Source organism: Paraburkholderia madseniana, assembly GCF_009690905.1.
GTDB classification, from domain to species: domain Bacteria; phylum Pseudomonadota; class Gammaproteobacteria; order Burkholderiales; family Burkholderiaceae; genus Paraburkholderia; species Paraburkholderia madseniana.
The window spans coordinates 1-16,159 of record NZ_VOSW01000157.1; the positions used below are offsets into that span (position 1 = coordinate 1).

At 60.9% G+C, this 16,159-nt stretch carries 16 protein-coding genes and 1 pseudogene; 10 read left to right on the top strand and 7 right to left on the bottom strand.

What is annotated here, in order from left to right:
• Positions 1-355: 355 nt before the first annotated feature.
• A complete protein-coding gene (locus FSO04_RS46695) occupies positions 356-805 on the top strand; it encodes a hypothetical protein (RefSeq protein WP_166618371.1) in 450 nt (149 codons plus the stop codon).
• Between the two features lie 234 nt (positions 806-1,039).
• On the opposite strand, the gene FSO04_RS42355 is transcribed toward FSO04_RS46695, so the two are convergent.
• Together FSO04_RS42355 and FSO04_RS42360 are read right to left on the bottom strand one after the other, a co-directional pair.
• Positions 1,040-1,612, bottom strand: a complete 573-nt coding sequence (locus tag FSO04_RS42355; RefSeq protein WP_154567317.1) for a GNAT family N-acetyltransferase — start codon at positions 1,610-1,612, stop codon at positions 1,040-1,042.
• A 113-nt stretch (positions 1,613-1,725) separates the two neighbouring features.
• Entirely contained in the window at positions 1,726-2,214 is a 489-nt protein-coding gene (locus tag FSO04_RS42360) for an NUDIX domain-containing protein (RefSeq protein ID WP_154567318.1), read from the bottom strand.
• Between the two features lie 407 nt (positions 2,215-2,621).
• Between FSO04_RS42360 and FSO04_RS42365 the strand changes: the two genes are divergently transcribed.
• Positions 2,622-2,855, top strand: a complete 234-nt coding sequence (locus FSO04_RS42365) for a carbon-nitrogen hydrolase family protein (RefSeq protein ID WP_233465284.1) — start codon at positions 2,622-2,624, stop codon at positions 2,853-2,855.
• A gap of 100 nt (positions 2,856-2,955) precedes the next feature.
• On the opposite strand, the gene FSO04_RS42370 is transcribed toward FSO04_RS42365, so the two are convergent.
• The 3 genes from FSO04_RS42370 to FSO04_RS42380 all read right to left on the bottom strand — a co-directional run bounded on the left by FSO04_RS42370 (position 2,956) and on the right by FSO04_RS42380 (position 5,781).
• Complete coding sequence (locus FSO04_RS42370; RefSeq protein ID WP_154567320.1) at positions 2,956-3,555, bottom strand: NADPH-dependent F420 reductase; 600 nt, start codon at positions 3,553-3,555, stop codon at positions 2,956-2,958.
• Positions 3,556-3,631: 76 nt separating this feature from the next.
• Entirely contained in the window at positions 3,632-4,609 is a 978-nt protein-coding gene (locus tag FSO04_RS42375) for a zinc-dependent alcohol dehydrogenase family protein (RefSeq protein WP_154567321.1), read from the bottom strand.
• A 155-nt stretch (positions 4,610-4,764) separates the two neighbouring features.
• Entirely contained in the window at positions 4,765-5,781 is a 1,017-nt protein-coding gene (locus FSO04_RS42380; protein ID WP_154567322.1) for a zinc-binding dehydrogenase, read from the bottom strand.
• Between the two features lie 96 nt (positions 5,782-5,877).
• Here FSO04_RS42380 and FSO04_RS42385 point away from each other — a divergent pair, with 96 nt between their 5' ends.
• The 5 genes from FSO04_RS42385 (at position 5,878) to FSO04_RS42405 (ending at position 12,099) form a co-directional block, all read left to right on the top strand.
• On the top strand, positions 5,878-6,546 hold the full coding sequence (locus tag FSO04_RS42385) for a TetR/AcrR family transcriptional regulator (RefSeq protein WP_233465285.1): 669 nt from the start codon (positions 5,878-5,880) through the stop codon (positions 6,544-6,546).
• A 112-nt stretch (positions 6,547-6,658) separates the two neighbouring features.
• A complete protein-coding gene (locus tag FSO04_RS42390) occupies positions 6,659-7,768 on the top strand; it encodes a substrate-binding domain-containing protein (protein WP_233465301.1) in 1,110 nt (369 codons plus the stop codon).
• 401 nt (positions 7,769-8,169) lie between these two features.
• The gene (locus FSO04_RS42395) at positions 8,170-8,751 is read left to right on the top strand and encodes a lecithin retinol acyltransferase family protein (RefSeq protein ID WP_154567323.1); all 582 of its coding nucleotides are present in this window, start codon (positions 8,170-8,172) and stop codon (positions 8,749-8,751) included.
• 1,151 nt (positions 8,752-9,902) lie between these two features.
• On the top strand, positions 9,903-10,595 hold the full coding sequence (locus FSO04_RS42400; protein ID WP_154567324.1) for a CBS domain-containing protein: 693 nt from the start codon (positions 9,903-9,905) through the stop codon (positions 10,593-10,595).
• Positions 10,596-11,220: 625 nt separating this feature from the next.
• A complete protein-coding gene (locus tag FSO04_RS42405) occupies positions 11,221-12,099 on the top strand; it encodes a 2OG-Fe(II) oxygenase (RefSeq protein ID WP_199203106.1) in 879 nt (292 codons plus the stop codon).
• 665 nt (positions 12,100-12,764) lie between these two features.
• On the opposite strand, the gene FSO04_RS42410 is transcribed toward FSO04_RS42405, so the two are convergent.
• Together FSO04_RS42410 and FSO04_RS42415 are read right to left on the bottom strand one after the other, a co-directional pair.
• Positions 12,765-13,934, bottom strand: a complete 1,170-nt coding sequence (locus FSO04_RS42410; RefSeq protein ID WP_154567325.1) for an IS91 family transposase — start codon at positions 13,932-13,934, stop codon at positions 12,765-12,767.
• Between the two features lie 21 nt (positions 13,935-13,955).
• A pseudogene (locus FSO04_RS42415) lies at positions 13,956-14,120 on the bottom strand (tyrosine-type recombinase/integrase); the annotation flags it as partial.
• 172 nt (positions 14,121-14,292) lie between these two features.
• Here FSO04_RS42415 and FSO04_RS47195 point away from each other — a divergent pair.
• The 3 genes from FSO04_RS47195 to FSO04_RS42425 are packed head-to-tail and all read left to right on the top strand — an operon-like array spanning position 14,293 to position 16,120.
• The gene (locus tag FSO04_RS47195; protein WP_199203107.1) at positions 14,293-14,583 is read left to right on the top strand and encodes a hypothetical protein; all 291 of its coding nucleotides are present in this window, start codon (positions 14,293-14,295) and stop codon (positions 14,581-14,583) included.
• A 50-nt stretch (positions 14,584-14,633) separates the two neighbouring features.
• Positions 14,634-15,515, top strand: a complete 882-nt coding sequence (locus FSO04_RS42420; RefSeq protein WP_216675307.1) for a site-specific integrase — start codon at positions 14,634-14,636, stop codon at positions 15,513-15,515.
• Positions 15,512-16,120: a hypothetical protein gene (locus FSO04_RS42425; protein WP_199203109.1), complete on the top strand. Its 609-nt coding sequence runs from the start codon at positions 15,512-15,514 to the stop codon at positions 16,118-16,120. The genes FSO04_RS42420 and FSO04_RS42425 overlap by 4 nt, the downstream gene beginning before the upstream one ends.
• The last annotated feature ends 39 nt before the right edge of the window (positions 16,121-16,159 follow it).

Here is a 16,159-nt window from a genome sequence, read left to right on the forward strand (position 1 = left end):
AACTGTCGCCGGCGATTAACGCGTTGCATGCTTTCTTGCGGGAGCGCTGCACTGCATTGCTTGCCAGCCATCCATCCGGAGGCACTCAGGCTGTACTCGCGATTTAATTGGCCGCCTACAGGGCGCAACGGACGTCTGAATGTCCGAACCCCGTTGCCCGCGAAGGTTGTCTGTTGGCCGAACCCGGAAGTACACGGTCAGTCCGAACATCCAGTGTCTCGGCCCGATGCCGAGCTTCCGTACCCGACCCTGAGGGGATCTTCAGATTTGTCGAAAGCGGCCGTTCACCATGTAGCCGGGTCTCGCAAACGCGCAGGACTGGCAACGCACACAATCCCGATCCGACTGGTTCATCATGTCCGACAACTGGTTGCAATATGTTCCCCTCGACCCTGAGTTCAGGCCAACCGAGCTGGCCGCTGAAACTGCACTTGCGCTGTTTTCTCGGCTGGTCCCCAATGCGGATGAGGTCGTATTCTCGTTCAAGCAGGAAATCGAATTTTTCCATCCCGGTGCGAATTGGGAAGGCGTAATTTGCCCCGTGTGCGGCACGAACGTCGAACCTTGGTGGGCAAACAGGATGGACGATTTCGCTGCTGGCCGCCTCTCTGACCTCGTTGTCGTGACCGCATGCTGCCAGTCAAGTGTTTCCTTGAACGACCTCGGATATGTGTGGCCGGCAGCATTCGGACGATTCGTACTTGAGGCGATGAATCCGAACACACGTGGTCTATCGGTCGCCCAAGAGTCCCAGGTCGAGGACGCGCTTGGCTGCAAACTCAGAGCAATTTGGGTCCACATTTAGCGAGCTCGCCGTTCCGTCCGAGCCCAGTTTGTGTCGATAAGCGCTGTGCGCGTCCGGGACTCAATGGCGAGTGTCCGTTATGGAGCGACATCGACGACCGACCGGAATTGGCCGGTCACTGTCCAACGCGAAAGGCATAAATCAGTGGCCAGGGCGGTCGCTGGGGTACCGCCCGTAAGCCGGCCCTCAGGTAGTAACTGAGGACGTTCCTGTGCGATCAAACGTTCCACCATTTCATTCTGCTGCCGACCCTGACTGCAACGGCATCCATTCCCGCCTGAGAAGCCCATACACCCAGGTATCAGATACCTCGCCATCCACAATGCAATCTTCTCGCAGCGAGCCTTCGCGGACAAACCGGAGCTTCTCCAGCACGCGGCTCGATGCCGTGTTGCGCGTGTCGGCCTCGGCCTGAACACGGTTCAGGTCCAGCGTGTCGAAGGCCCACTGCAACAAAGCGCCTGCGGCTTCGGTGGCGAAACCTTGGCCCCATGCCGCGTCATCGAGGCAGTAGCCCATCTTCGCGCTGCGATAGTCTGGATCCCATTTGATCAAACAGCACCAGCCGATGAACACACCTTCGGCGGCACGCTCGATGGCCAGCCGCGCGCCGGTGCATTCCTGCTCAATCTGCCTGCAAACCGCGATAAAGCGCTCTGCTTGCGCGCGCTTCTTCCAGCGCGGCGCGTCCCAGTAGCGCAACACGTGTTGGTTGCTCTGCAGTGCGTAGATGGAGTCCGTATCGGCTTCCGTGAAAGGGCGCAATAGCAGGCGAGCGGTATGCAGTGTCGGGGTTGGCAAGGTCATGAGCGCATGTGTGTATTAGTCAAGCTCGGTGTGAACTGGCCGCTGGGCGGGACCGGCTGGCTGCTTTCCCGGCACCAGGACCCGTCGAAATTTCCCGAAAGGAAAAGGGCCAACTAACAGCAAAGATCTTTGCGGAGATACGCGGCGACCGCCCCTGTCAGCGCGATGCCGTGCAATTCCTCCGGCGATGCCAGATGCGTGGCGATAATCTCACGATTATCAAGCCGCAGCTCGGGTATGCAATCGAGGTGCAGCTCAAAGAAATGCACCCGGTCTCTTCGTCCGTCCCAAGTGCCACAGGCGCTGCCCGCGGGGAGTAATGTGTACGACGACAGACCAATCTCCTCCTCCATTTCGCGCTGCGCCGCTGCATCAGGGGTCTCACCGGGCCGGAGACTACCGCCAGGAAAATTCCACTCGGTCCGGTACGATGACTTCACAAGCAACAGTGCCCGCCCGACGTAGATTGCTACTAGCGCGCCCTCATGGCGAGGCCGTCGCAGGTACCACCACGCGCGAGCGAACCGGAATCCGAGGCGAAGCACCATGCGCCAGACAGAGTCGATAAGCGTAGCCGGTCGCACCCATTCAAGGCTCGGCATGAGTTCTCTCCTTTCCTTCCATGGTCAGAGGATCTTCCGGGGCGCCGCGTTAGTGCGGCTTAGGTCATTCAGCGTCTGTCACACCACTGCCTGGAAACCGTAGTTTAGCCAGTAGCTGCTCTCGCTCAGGATAGCGATTGTCAACAATTCAAGGGCGTATGTCGATCGGTCGTTCATGGCCGCGTGGAGTCTCATGGGCTCGGCGTAACCTGACTCGAAACGGCCGGCCGTTTGAGGGCTGCCGTTGCCGCCTATCTCCAGGCAGCAAGCTTGCCTGTTAGCAACCTATACTGGTAGCGGCTTGTATTCCACCCTGGCCGTGCTCGCAATCAACGAATTTTCCACCCCACATTAGTTGCGACCGACGTACTCCGCCGGCTCACATGGGTTGCGACCGAGCATGCCTGATGAGCGGTGGAAGCTGCATCGTCAGCCCGCTTGGCGAGCTTATTACCGGTCCGATCTTTGAGCAGGATGCATTGCTCGTGGCCGATCTTGACCTCAACGACCTTGCCCGGGCGAAATATGACTTTGACGTCACGGGTCACTACTCGCGTCCGGACATCTTCCGTTTGCATGTCAACGAAGCGGCGACGCCTCCGGTCGTGTTTGAGAAAAATGGATTCGGCAGCGGCTCCTGAAGAAGTGGCGTCCCGCCAACGGCAGATCACAAAGACAACCGGACATCCAGCCGCTTTACTTCCCGAAATAACGCGACATTGGTCTGCATACCTTGCGGTCCTATGCGACGACCCAGTCGTGGCCGGCAATCGGACCACCCGCTTGCTGCATGCGACCGCCCGAAACCAGACCGCCAAGATCCACCGGTGCGTAGCCAAAATCGTTGACGAGTCCGATCACCACCGCCTTTGCGTCCTTGTCGTCACCGGAGACGAAGATGACGCGCTTTCCGTCATGAAACTTCGGACCCTTGTCGTAGTGCTCCATGCGGATAGCATTGAACGCCTTGACGACGCGAGCCTCCGGCGCGTGTGCCGCGACGATCTCGCTGGCGCCCGTGCCCCCCAGGTCCGCCAGAACGAGCTCGGGCTCGAGTTGCGTAAAAGGGTTGGTGGTATCCACCAGAATGCGACCTGCCCAATTGGGCAACCCATCCAGGACCGACGGGACTTGAAGCCATGGAACGGCGAGCATGACCAGCTCGAGCCGGGCCACCTCCTGGACCGTATCTGCCGACGCGTTCGGACCGAGTCCGGCCACGATATCGCCCAAAGCCTGCGGCCCACGACGAGCGCTCAGGACAACCTCATGTCCTGCTTGAATGGCACTCCTGGCGATGGACTGCGCTACAGCACCGGCTCCAATAAAACCAATCTTCATTTCGACACCTCAGCGGCAACGTAAGTTAGCGAAGCCATGCTCGTCCAGGAGCACGGCACTTGGGAGAACAGCCAGATCAGTTCGATGAGCGCAAGTCGAGCAGCACCTTGCCGCCCTTGATTGCGTGAGCGACGGCCTTTGCGTAGTCCGCAAGCGGATAGACGGCGGCCACAGGCAGGTCAAGCTCGCCGCGAGCCATCAGTTCGGCAGACTCGTTGATTGCGTCCACGATGTACGGCAGGTATTCGGGAAGGTCGATGTATATGCCGCGCACGACGATGCCGCGCAGATGCAGATCCACGACCTTAAGCGGCATGACCAGCTCGCCGCTTGTGAACGCATAGCTCACCAGCGTACCGTTTTGCGACAGCACGTCGATCAGGCGCACCGCAGCCGAACCGCTCAGGCCGTCGATGGCCAGACGGACGTTGCCCGGACCGACCGCGGCCTTGGCTTTGTCGATGGCGCCCGGCTCATCGACGAGAACGACGTCCCCACCAGCTTCCTCCAGTTCCTTGATCAGTTCCGGACGACGTACGAAGTTGATGGTCCGCAGGCCACGCTTCTTCGCCAACGCGATCACCGTGCGGCCGATGCCGGAGTTGGCCGCGTTTTGCACGATCCAGTCGCCTTCCTTTAGGTTAACGAAGCGCCCGAGCAGAAGTACGGCCGTGGGAGGATTGATGCGCAGCATGGCCAGTTGACGTGGATCGACGTTTGCAGGCAGCGCAATCAGCCCCTTGGCGGGGACCACCAGGCGCTCGCGCCAGGTCAACGCATAAAGCGGCGGTAACACGCGGTCGCCGACCTTCACGTTGGAGACATTCGAGCCTGCCTGCAGAACTCGCCCGACGCCTTCGTTGCCCACTACAGAGGGCAGTGGAGTCGAGTAGGCGAAGCGATTGGTGATGACGGCCAGGTCATTGCCGTTGATGGGGGCATACTCCATCTCGATCAGGACTTCATCCGGGCCGGGGTTGGCCGGCTCCGGAAGGTCAACGAGTTTCAGAGTCTCGACGGGGTCGCCGAAAGCGGTGTTCTGGATAGCACGCATGGCTTACGTCCTTTCATAAGATGCTTGGCTGGAAAGCCGGGCGGCAATACTTCGGCACTCGGGGTTCATTTCGAAATCGTGCAAAGACCGGGGTGAACGCTATCGAGCCGCCCCTCATGACGAGGAGCGCTTCACATTGCTCAGGACGCGTAGCGCTAGAACGCGAGCAGCACCATGCCGGTCCGTCCCCTGCGGTGCGTATGTTCGAGCGCTCCCTGGTAGTCGCTCGCCTGATATCGTTCCGCTACGGGAAAAAGGCTCGGGAAGTTGCGTGCGAGCTCGAGCGCCTTGGCCACGTCTGCATCGTGCACCGCCGCAGCTTCGAATTGCCAACTGAACAACGACACCCCCTTAATGGTCAGCGCTCGAGGGGCGATGGAACGAATGTCCGCCGTAGCGCCGCCGAGGGAGCCGTAGCTAACGATCGTTCCACCGCGAGCGAGGAAGCTCGCTACGTCGGGCAATAGCGCGCCGCCGACGCCATCGAACGCCACGTAGACGGGCTTGTTCGCAAGCGCATCGCGAAGCTCGTCCTTCCAGCCCTGGTTCTCCGTGCCGATGACAGAAAGGTTGGGGCGAGCCGCTTTAAGTGCTTGCGCGCTCGCCGCGGAGCCGACGAGCAGGATCGGATTGACGCCCACTTCGACGAGCAGATGAGTGAGCAGCTTTCCGACGGCGGAATTGGCAGCCGTCTGAATAACCGTGACATCTTCGCGCTTGTCTTCGGGCAACGCGTTGTGACCAGCCCGCATCGCAAGGCGTGCAGTCAACGTGTTGACCAACATCTGCGCTGCGACCTCGTCGCTCACTTCATCGGGCACGGGTATCAGCGACTGGACAGGCGCGGCGATCCTGGAACTCCAGGCGCCGTTGACGGGAAAGAAGGCCACACGTGTGCCGACCTGAATCCGGTGCGAAGGGTCGATGTCAGCGGCCAGCGCTTCCACCACCCCTACACCTTCGACGCCGGGCACTCGACCTCCCCTCGGGATGAGGGGAGCCGCCCCGAAGGCGGGGGAAGCGGAGACGCCCAGCAAGTCGCCCGGATGAACCGGTGCGGCGGACACGCGCACAAGCGCCGTTCCGCTCACAAGAGTAGGGGCATCGGAAAGCGCTTCCAGCCTGAGCACCTCGGCAGGCTCGCCGTGGCTAGTGTGAATAATTCGCTGCATCGCAGACTCCTTCTGCAAGGATTTGATTATTGGAGCGATCGCTCCGTTATGGCAGAATAGGTTCATCTCTACAGCATGTCAATTAATTTTGGAGCCATGACTACAAAAAACGATACGCAACCCCGGCGCAGCCGCGGCAGGCCCTCGACCTTTGATCGTACGGAAGCGCTGAACCGAGCCATGAAGCTCTTCTGGGAGCACGGATACGAAGGAGCCTCCTTCGACCAGTTGATCCAGGCCATGGGGATCAGCCCCTCGAGCTTCTACAACTCGTTCGGCAGCAAGGAGCAGCTCTACAAGGAAGCGACGGACGCATACCTGAGCATGTCCGAAGTCTGGTTCGCTGGCAGACTGTTCGGCACGGCCGACACGCGAGAAGCATTCAAGAAGCTTCTCGATGCTACCGTCGCGGAATTCACTCGAGACAGCCACCCATCGGGCTGCATGATCTCTCTGGCCGGCACTCACGTGCCCCCCGAACTCGCATCTATTCGTGAGACGATGGCCGAGCACCGCGCAAACGCTGAAGAGATGATGGCGCAGCGGTTGCGCAAGGGGGTCGAAGACGGCGACTTACCGGCTGACACCGACGTGCCCGCACTTGCTGCCTTCTACAGCGCCGTGACCCGCGGAATGGCTGTCCAGGCACGAGACGGAGGCGGCCCGCAAAAGCTGAAGGCGATCGCAGATGTCGCCATGCAAGCATGGCCGGCTCAAAGCGGTCGGGTGAGATCTGCAAGGCCCCGGGGGACGCGCGTTGTCTGACAAGGCATGGCCAACGCTTTCGTCCTCGCAATGCAGGACATGATTTGCGCACTGCAGCTAAGGGAGTGCCCTCAGGTCTTTCAGGTCGTCGAGGCAAGCTGCAGGCGGGGAGATGGATATCCGAAATGCATTGACACATCCGTCGGGCGCAATTAATTTCCCAATGCTTGGGACTGGTCATCCGGGTGATTCCACGATGACGCGGGCTAAATCAGTTGCGGCCCTTTGGGCCGCGCTGCTTACGCAGCAGAACGCATATTTGGTACCACGGCAACACTCAATGCGCAGAACGCTTTCACTTCTTGTAGTGGTTACTGCATTGGCGGGGGCAGTGCAGGCGGCGCCTGCCACCCAGATCGGTGTGGTGCTCGCTGGCTCGGCCCTGGATTTCTGGGCGACGATGAGCAAGGGTATGCACCGTGCGGCTGACGATCTCCATGTCGAACTGGTAATGCGCAGTCCTTCCGACGGAATGTCACTTGGCCCACAGCCCAATGTCCAGTTGAGAATGATCGACTACCTGGTGAAGAGCGGCGTAACGGGTATCGTGTTGGCGCCCGAGTCACTGCAAGGTGTAGCGACGCCGATTTCGATCGCAGTTCCCACGGTACTCGTCGACCGGAGCAGCACGGATTACAACGCGATTTCCACAGTAAGCACCGACAATTTCGCGGCAGGTAGAACTGCGGCCCTGAGTCTGGTACCCGTTCTGCACCAGGGCGCCAGAATTGCAGTGCTGAGACTCGCGCCGAATATCAGTTCGACGACTGCGCGCGAGGAGGGGTTTTTGACCGTCGCACGTGAAAAGGGGTGGCGTGTGGTCATCGCCCCCTATGTCGGGTATCAGTTTCGCGAGACGGAGGCACAGGTGCGCAAGGTCCTGTCCGGTGACGTAGGGCGCCTCGACGCGGTCTTCGCTCCGAACGAGACGACGGCCTATGGGGCCTTGCACGTCGTCGAAGAGATGCCGGTCAGCACTCGTCCTCGCCTGGTCGTGTTCGATTGGCGCCCGGAATTTCTGGATGCGCTTGAACACGGCATGATATACGCGGACGTTGTGCAGGATTCCTACCGTATGGGTTATCAGTCGATCGAGACGCTGGTCGCTGCCTTGCAGGGCCATTCGCCTCGGCCAACGATATTTGTCGACGTGGTGACGGTGACACGCTCAAACAGGAATGACCCGGCGGTACGCGCCGTGATAGCCAACTACAGTCGATAGCGGCGCGGGAATGAGCGTGCGCCTCACCGCCTCGACGGTCGCTATGTGGGTGCAGCGGTCATTCATCCCTTCAGGTCGGTCGACAAGTCATCGGCCAGAGCGAACGGACGCGTCTCATCGTTATCACCCGCGGGCGAGCAGAAGCAAAGTCTTGACCGCCTGCCCGCGTGCGAATTTTCTGCCTCCAGACCGCGTACAACCTCAGCGAGCGCCGCGCGAAGCGGCTGTCGCGCAGACATCTGGACATGCTGATCGCCCTATCTCACTTGGACGGTGAATTGCGCCAACAAGGCCGCCACCCATAACCAATCGACTATGGAATTCAAAAAAATCTTTAATTATCGTGAATACATCTTCGGTTCTATGCTTGGCTCATGCAGGTTGCAGTTGGGAGTCGAATCATGGGACACGCCACTATCGCGTCGCGCACCAGTGCGACGATACAGATGCTGTGGCATCTCGGAGTTGGAAGCGAACCGGCTCTCGGCGCACATCTCGTGACACCTCGCGGCGCGTACCGCCACCACGGCATCTATGTGGGCGAAGGCAAGGTAGTGCACTATGCGGGTCTTGCCCGGTCGTTGCATCGCGGACCTGTCGAGGAGGTGACGATTGCATGCTTCGCTGCCGGAAGCGAAGTGTGGATAAAGCCGGGCAATCGTCCAGGTTACGCCGACCGGCAAGTTGTAGAACGGGCGCGCTCGCGCCTTGGCGAGAATCGATACAGGCTGCTGACCAATAACTGCGAGCACTTCTGTACGTGGTGCCTGTATGGCGAAAGCCGCAGCGAGCAAGTGCGCGCGTGCCTGACTTATCCGCGTGCGGCAATGGGCGCAGCGGCCGGCCTGTTCAAGATGTCGATCAATTACTTCGCTCGGATGGTCAGCAACCGCAGGGGTGCGTTGCTCGACGTAAAGAGCGACTGCGTCGGCGCTACCGCCAAAGAGCGCTTGATGGGTCCGATAATGTCCGGCCCCGCGTAAGCGTGCCCATGTATGGCGATTAGTTCAGCCCGAGGTCCGGCAAGCATACGTAAACATTGCGGCCGACGGTCTGCGTAAGCGAACGTTCCTGTTTTTTGCCATGCACAGAGCCACGAGCCACCGAAGCGGGCCGGCACTCAGCATTCGATTTTCTCCAAAGCGGCCGTTCGCAACCAAGGTGATATGCGAGTGTGCAAACGGCGGCGGTGGTCGTTGACCAGACGAGCGTGACCGTTGTCCGGCGGAGCGGCCGTTCGCCCACGCTTTCACACGGACGTTCGAGCGGCGGCTCCGCCGAGACTGCGGACCGTCGCACGCCGACAGTCACCAGCGCATCGTTCGCCATACGCTTTCTCGGAAGTAGTCCTTTCGCAATGACCGCTCCCGAGCAAAGCGAACAGGCGCTATCGACTCGACGGGCACTGGCGCTGCAGTCGAGGGAATATTCGAAGTGCAGGCTCAGACTTACAGTCAGCCACCATCTTGGCGACGCCCGCAAGTCGACTTAATAGGGCACTCCATGAAGCAACGGCTGGGTTTTCTACGGAACCGGAGTCAGAATTCACCTCGCTTTTGTCCGATATTTCTCTAGATGCAGCCTATGATCATTGTCGCGACGCAATCTTAATGCGCGGCTGACTCACAAAGTCGCCAATGCGCTGGCTTTCGTGAGGCTCGTCGGCACGCGTCTGCCGAGACCAGTCGGAAAATGATCGTTGGTGGAGCAATTCACTATCACAACGTCGGTCGCTGTCGCGACTGTGTTGCCTCGATCGAGTCACCGACGATATTGACTTGCATTCCCGAATAGACGGCCGTGTTGGTGGCCTCCGTCCTTTAATCGCTGCCTGCGCAAACGGCGAGCCAGACATACGCAGGGCATCGTCGGCGTGCTGTCGCTCGACGACGTAATCGACGAACTCGGCTGCGACCAGGCGCTGCTCGCGAGCATTGGCCACTTCCATCAGAACCGCGAGAGTCCGGACAGCGTACAGTCATCGCCGCATGCGCGACACTGGAGCGAGCGGCCGTTTGTTGAACACTGGATTCAGGCGCCTCAGCACCGCGCGGCCCGCCGCCGGTGCGTCTGCCGAAATCGCACGACGGGTGCAACAGATGGGGACCCGTCGCGACACGCTGAGGGAGCGACCATGCGCGCACTCGACATCATGACGCCGTCCGTCGTCACCGCCACACCGGACATGACGATCCACGACGCGGCAAGACTGTTCGTCGATAATCGTATCAGCGGCATGCCGGTCGTCGACGCGAACGGACAGGTCGTCGGCATCGTCAGCCAGGGCGACCTGCTGCATCGCGTGGAGACCGGCACCTGCCGCGGAAAGCGCGCGTGGTGGCTCGAACTCCTTTTGTCGTCGCCCCGCGAGCAGGCTGCGAGGTATGTGAAGGAGCACGGGCATGTCGTCGGCGACGTAATGTGCGACCAGGTGATTTCGATTTCCGAGGACATGCTGCTCCAGCAGATCGCGGACCTCATGGAGCGCCGGCATCTCAAACGCGTGCCGGTGCTGAAGGACGGCAAGCTGGTCGGAATCGTGAGCCGCTCGAACCTGATCCGCGCACTCGCGAGCGTCGCGCTGGCCGCGGACTCGGCTTCGCACGACGATGTGAGCCTGCGCGACGCGATAGTCCTGGAAATGCACGGGCAGCCCTGGGGGTTGCCGAAACAAGGCGTCCTCGTCAAGGACGGCGTCGCGCATCTATGGGGCGTGATCGAGTCCGAGGAGGAAAAGCGCGCGATCCGCATCGCGGCCGAGGGCGTGCCCGGCGTCAAGCACGTGGAGAGTCACTTGGTGTTTCCGAGCGTGATGCCGTCGCTATAGTCCGCAGGCGGTCGCAAGACGCGTGCAGGGCCGTTCGACCAGGAGCTGCGCCGGCTCGTCGACGCCGAAGGCGTGTGGGCCCATTGCATCGGGATGGCCGACGCGATGAACGGTGCGAGTTGGCCGGCCGCTTCCGACATAGGCTCAATGGCGCGTGGCGGTGCTCGAGATCGCGCGTGCCGGACGCGAGCAACGAATGCGGCGAGCGGCTCGCGCGATCACGCAAAAACAGCGCGACCGCCTGTACATCGTCACCGACAGCGAATGTGTTCGTCGCGCTCGCGACGAACTGGCCCCGCCATGTTCGGCAGAGACAGGCCTGTTTCGGTCATTCATCGGAACGCGCTCAGATAGCCGCTCATTTACTGCATGCGTTAGACCAGTATGGACGATGAAGGGAACGTCCGTTGTACTCCGAGAGCCGTTGTAATTCTGTTCCCGTTTGGAACGGCAGCTCCGGGTCGGCTACGGAAGTTCGGTGGAGGTCGGTGGCCAGCATCGTAGGGCGGTGGTTATTTGTTTCAGTGCGACCCGCTTCCGCCGTTAGGTCCGACGTTGTCCTGATGGCCAAAGCCTCCGTTCGAGCATCGGCTGTCGGTATGGACGGCTCGTGTAGACTGCGCCGATGTCCAAACAGATAGACTACCTCAGCTCCATCCTTCCTCTTAGGGTCCGGCGCGTGTCAATCCCTGTGGTCGACGCGCCTCCACCAACGCCTGATGGTTTTGGCAAGCTTGTAGCAGACCCGAGCGAGGCGCGATCGGGAGAGCACGTGAAAAGGGATGAGTTTCTGGAACGACCGCTGACTGAAACGGAAATAGAGGTGCTCGCTGATTGCCTGATCCGCGGCCCCGCTCCGGAAGAGGCGATGAATGTCTCGGTGAATTCTCGATCCAGCGAATTCGACATCGCGACGACTGCGCTCGCCAGCAATGGCTGGTGTGTCGTGCCGAACTTTTTGTCGCGGACCCAGACGCAGGCCTTGTCGACCGAATGCATGGACATGCACGACGCGCAGCTGTTGACGCCAGCCCGTATAGGGGCCGATCGCGCTGCCACGCTTTTGCGCGGCGATAGCACGCGCTGGTTCCAACCTGAGGCGCTGAGCACGCGGCAGCAGGCGTTCGCCGATCGCATCGAAGCGCTACGGATCGCGCTCAACCGCGACCTGTTTCTCGGCCTGGTTGATAGCGAATCGCACTACGCGGTATATCGGCCAGGCGCCGGATATGCACGCCACCTCGACTGCCTGCGTAACAACGACAGTCGCGTGATCTCCGCCGTGTTCTACCTCAACGAAGGGTGGCGGGACACCGAGGGCGGCGCACTGCGGCTCTACCTTGCCGATCAGTCGCATCACGACATCTTTCCGCGCGCAGGAACGCTGCTGTTGTTTCTTTCGGCACAGTTTGAACACGAGGTGCTGCCCGCCACGCGCGATCGCATGAGCATCGCATGCTGGATGATGCAGCGGGTGCACGCCGAGGCGCGTGCGCAGCTGTGACTAACGTTCGTGATCGCGACCTTGCGGATCAGGTTGACAATCAGTCGTTGGATTTCGCGAGTGCCCATATCGGCACGCTGCCAATGGGGCACGCGCGAAGCCAACGCAGGGTCACGACATTGCGCAACTGTCGATAGCTACGGTGCGGGGAACCGTCTACGACGGAAACTTGCCATGTACTGATTTGCGACGACCCGATCGATCCCAAGTGTCCGCTGCCGTGGACGAGGCGACGTTCGGGTGTCCGTTGAATGCATTGGACGAATGGCTGACGGTGGCCGTACTGCACCGGATGTTGACCGGCTCAGTTCGTTTAGGGTTGTTCGACGCCTGCCATGGTCCGCAGGAATGTGAGTGCGCCACCGTGCGTGCCGGCAGGCGTCGAACGAGCCTCGATGGAGGAAACCGCGGAGTGCCCCGGTGCAGCCGGAGTGCTGGAGGCTATGGCGATTGATAGGCCGGGATGGCCAGCGATGTTGATGGATGCGTGGTGCGGTGGGATTCTGGATGCGCGCCGACGCAGTGATGAAGCGGTGCAGTGGCGCAATTGTGGCGGTGAAGCGGACGTCCGGGGGACTGCGCGGGGTGACAGGCGCAGACGTCCGCTCGTGGGCCGCGTTGCCGCAAAGCCGACGGTCGGGTTGCACGTCCGGGAAGCGTTACGTTCATGTCTCGGCTCGTCGCATGGGTGGTGCGCGAATGGGCGCAGTGCGTTCCAGTATCTCAATGACGATCATCGGCGCACCACAGTGCCGGCAGACGAAGACCGGAGGGACGGCGTCCTTGGGATCGTCGGGCTGGGTGGTGGTTTCAGGCACGACGTCCAGCAGTTCACGCATCTTCGCGAGGCTGGTGCGGCGCACGGGGTTGGCCAGCAGTCCGTAGTGACGGATGCGATGGAAGCCGCCGGGCAGCACATGCAGCAGGAAGCGGCGCATGAACTCGCCGGCTTCGAGCGTCATGGTCTTGTAGCGGGTGCGTCCCGTTGCACGGTAGTCCTTCCAGCGGAAGGTGACGCCGCGTTCATCGAATGCGACCAGGCGCTGGTTGGAGATCGCGACGCGGTGCGTATAGCGCGAGAGGTACTCGAGTACCGCTTGCGGTCCTGCAAAGGGACGCTTGGCGTAGACCACCCATTCGCAGGTGCGCAGCGGCGCAAGCCACCGTGCAAAGGCAGCCGCATTGGCAAGCCCCGTGTACTCGCCGAAGAACTGCAGCTGGCCGCGTCGATGTGCGTCTGCGAGTGCTTCGAGGAAACGCCTGCGGAACAGGCGCGAGAGCACACGCACCGGCAGGAAGAAGCCGGGGCGGCAGGCGATCCACCGCTGACCATCGGGCGACAGGCCGCCGCCGGGAACGATACCGTGCACGTGCGGATGATGCGTGAGTGCTGAGCCCCAGGTGTGCAGCACCAGCGTGGCGCCGATCTGTGCGCCCAGGTGTCGCGGATCCGCAGCGATGGTACGCAGGGTTTCGGCGGCGATGTCGAACAGGAGCCCGTAGATGACCGTCTTGTTGTACCAGGCGATCGCACTGATTGGCGCGGGCAACGTGAACACGACGTGGTAATACTCCACGGGCAACAGGTCGGCCTGGCGTGCCTCGAGCCAGCGGCGTGCGGCACTCGCCTGACACTTCATGCAGTGCCGGTTACGGCACGAGTTGTACGCGACCTCAATGTGGTCGCACCCCGAACAGCGCAGCACATGCCCGCCCAGCGCCGCGGTGCGGCACTGTTCGATGGCCGACATGACCTTCAGCTGCCCCAGGCTCAGGTGTGCCGTTGCTCGCCACGCTGGCCCGTGGCTGCGGAAGACGTCCGCAACCTCCAGCATGAGGCGCTACAGGGCGCGGGCTTACTCGGAGGGCAGGCGGTCCAGCGGACTGGTGACTTCGTGCAGCAGGTCGGTGGCCACCTGGACGTAGAGGGCGGTGTTCTCGAGCTTCGCGTGGCCGAGTAGCACCTGGATCACGCGGATGTCCACCTTCTGTTCGAGCAGGTGTGTCGCGAAACTGTGTCGCCTATGTCTTCAAAGACATAGGCGGCACTATCTTCCCTTCCGGACTATGTCTTGTAAGTCCAGAATGTTCCGCTTTTTGAGGCAGATAGTCGAAACCAGATAGAGATAGTCTGGGCTCCTTCCAGCTGCACCCCGACACCGGGGGAGGAGTTCATCGTGAAGTACGTCGTCAATGATCAGGCTGTACTTGCGCGACCGCCTGAAGGGCCGCTTGCGGCTTCTATCGCCTTATTTGCGAGAGCACTCAGCGAACAGGGATACAGTGCGTATTCCCTACATGTCCAAGTGCGTATCGCAGCGGACTTTAGCCGGTGGCTTAACCAGAGGCGTGTTGGAATACGGCGCATCTGCGCTGACGACGCGCGACGATATCTGCAATATCGCGCTCGATATCTTCGACCCCACCGAGAAGACCGCGCTGCACTCAGGCACCTTATCGACTTTCTGCGTCGTGAACGATTGATTGCCGCCGAGAAGGTCCCGCCGCGCCGACCGTCGTCCGCGGAATGCTGTGTGCAGGCATACGCACAATACTTACGCGAGGCACGTGCCTTGACGGAAGCGACGATCGCCAATTACGTGCCGTTCGTGCGCCGATTCCTGGACGACTGTTTCGGCAATGGGCGCGTCACGCTCTCGCGCCTGTGTGCCGGCGATATCGTGAGATTCGTTCAGCGTCAGGCGCCGCATTTGCATCCGAAGCATGCGAAGCTCATGACCACCGCACTGCGATCCTTTTTACGCTATGCATGCTATCGCGGCGACACGGCACTCGATCTCGCTGCTGCGGTTCCGATTGTCGCCAACTGGTCGATGCCGGCAATTCCTCGCGCAATCAGCCCCGAACAAACACGGGAACTGCTGGCCAGCATTGATCGGCGCAGCGGAATCGGTCGCCGCGACTACGCCATTTTGCTTCTGCTTGCACGACTGGGACTGCGTTCGGGGGAAGTCGCATTCCTCGAACTCGGGGATATCGACTGGAACGCGGGACGCCTGACGGTTCGTGGCAGCGGTGGTCAGCGTAACGAATTGCCCTTGCCAGTAGACGTCGGCAAGGCGATCGCCGCATACCTGCGCCACGGGCGACCGGTTAGCACCTGCCGTCGGATATTTTTGCGCGTCAGGGCTCCGCTCACAGGGTTTCGCGGGTCAGGTGGAGTTAGTTCTATCGTTCGGCACTCGCTGCAGCGTGCTGGCATCGATGCACCGACTATGGGTGCACACCAGTTCCGCCATGGATTGGCTACTGAGATGTTATTCCGCGGTGCGTCGCTCGGCGAGATAGGCGAACTATTGGGACATCGTCATCCGCAGACGACAAAGATATATACGAAGGTCGATATCAAGGCACTTCGTACGTTGGCCGTACCATGGCCAGGAGGTGTGCGATGAACACACTTCGGCAGGCCGTTCAGGAGTACCTTACTTTGAGGCGGGCCTTGGGATTCAAGCTGAACGAAGCGGACAAGGGGTTGCATGACTTTGTCACCTTCATGGAGCAGAGCCGCGCGCCTTATATCACCCAGTCGCTGGCTCTCGAATGGGCCCAGCAGCGCTCAAACCTGCAACCGGCAGGGCGGGCACAACGACTGGGCTTCGTGCGGGCATTCGCACGTTATCGCAGTGCCACCGATCCACGCACCCAGATCCCCGCGCAGGGCTTGCTGCCATTCAGACCGAAGCGCGCCCGGCCGTACCTGTATTCGGATGGTGAGATTCGCAGGCTGTTGCAAGCTGCACTTCAGATGCCACACCGCTATGAAGGAGGTGCGCTGCTACCGTGGACCTATCATTGCCTGTTCGGCCTGCTGAGCGTATCCGGCATGCGTCTGGGCGAAGTGCGCAACCTCGAGCTCAAGGACGTCGATTTGACCGCGGCGGTATTGACGATCCGCGGCGCCAAGTTTGGCAACTATGCCGCGTTCGTGGCAATGCCGATCAAGCCGGGATTGGATCACGATGATGCTTGTAAAGAGCCCGCGGGAGGTCATTCTTAGGTCGCCCGGATCGGCATAGTTTTAATGGCTATAGACTCT

Coding starts and splice junctions, on each gene's coding strand:
- FSO04_RS42375 (WP_154567321.1), bottom strand. CDS start 4,609: ATGCGTGCTATCCAGAACACCGCTTTCGGCGACCCCGTCGAGACTCTG.
- FSO04_RS42360 (WP_154567318.1), bottom strand. CDS start 2,214: ATGCCGAGCCTTGAATGGGTGCGACCGGCTACGCTTATCGACTCTGTC.
- FSO04_RS47195 (WP_199203107.1), top strand. CDS start 14,293: ATGATCAGGCTGTACTTGCGCGACCGCCTGAAGGGCCGCTTGCGGCTT.
- FSO04_RS42365 (WP_233465284.1), top strand. CDS start 2,622: ATGAGCGGTGGAAGCTGCATCGTCAGCCCGCTTGGCGAGCTTATTACC.
- FSO04_RS42370 (WP_154567320.1), bottom strand. CDS start 3,555: ATGAAGATTGGTTTTATTGGAGCCGGTGCTGTAGCGCAGTCCATCGCC.
- FSO04_RS42405 (WP_199203106.1), top strand. CDS start 11,221: ATGTCCAAACAGATAGACTACCTCAGCTCCATCCTTCCTCTTAGGGTC.
- FSO04_RS42380 (WP_154567322.1), bottom strand. CDS start 5,781: ATGCAGCGAATTATTCACACTAGCCACGGCGAGCCTGCCGAGGTGCTC.
- FSO04_RS46695 (WP_166618371.1), top strand. CDS start 356: ATGTCCGACAACTGGTTGCAATATGTTCCCCTCGACCCTGAGTTCAGG.
- FSO04_RS42425 (WP_199203109.1), top strand. CDS start 15,512: ATGAACACACTTCGGCAGGCCGTTCAGGAGTACCTTACTTTGAGGCGG.
- FSO04_RS42385 (WP_233465285.1), top strand. CDS start 5,878: ATGACTACAAAAAACGATACGCAACCCCGGCGCAGCCGCGGCAGGCCC.
- FSO04_RS42390 (WP_233465301.1), top strand. CDS start 6,659: ATGGATATCCGAAATGCATTGACACATCCGTCGGGCGCAATTAATTTC.
- FSO04_RS42410 (WP_154567325.1), bottom strand. CDS start 13,934: ATGCTGGAGGTTGCGGACGTCTTCCGCAGCCACGGGCCAGCGTGGCGA.
- FSO04_RS42400 (WP_154567324.1), top strand. CDS start 9,903: ATGCGCGCACTCGACATCATGACGCCGTCCGTCGTCACCGCCACACCG.
- FSO04_RS42355 (WP_154567317.1), bottom strand. CDS start 1,612: ATGACCTTGCCAACCCCGACACTGCATACCGCTCGCCTGCTATTGCGC.
- FSO04_RS42395 (WP_154567323.1), top strand. CDS start 8,170: ATGGGACACGCCACTATCGCGTCGCGCACCAGTGCGACGATACAGATG.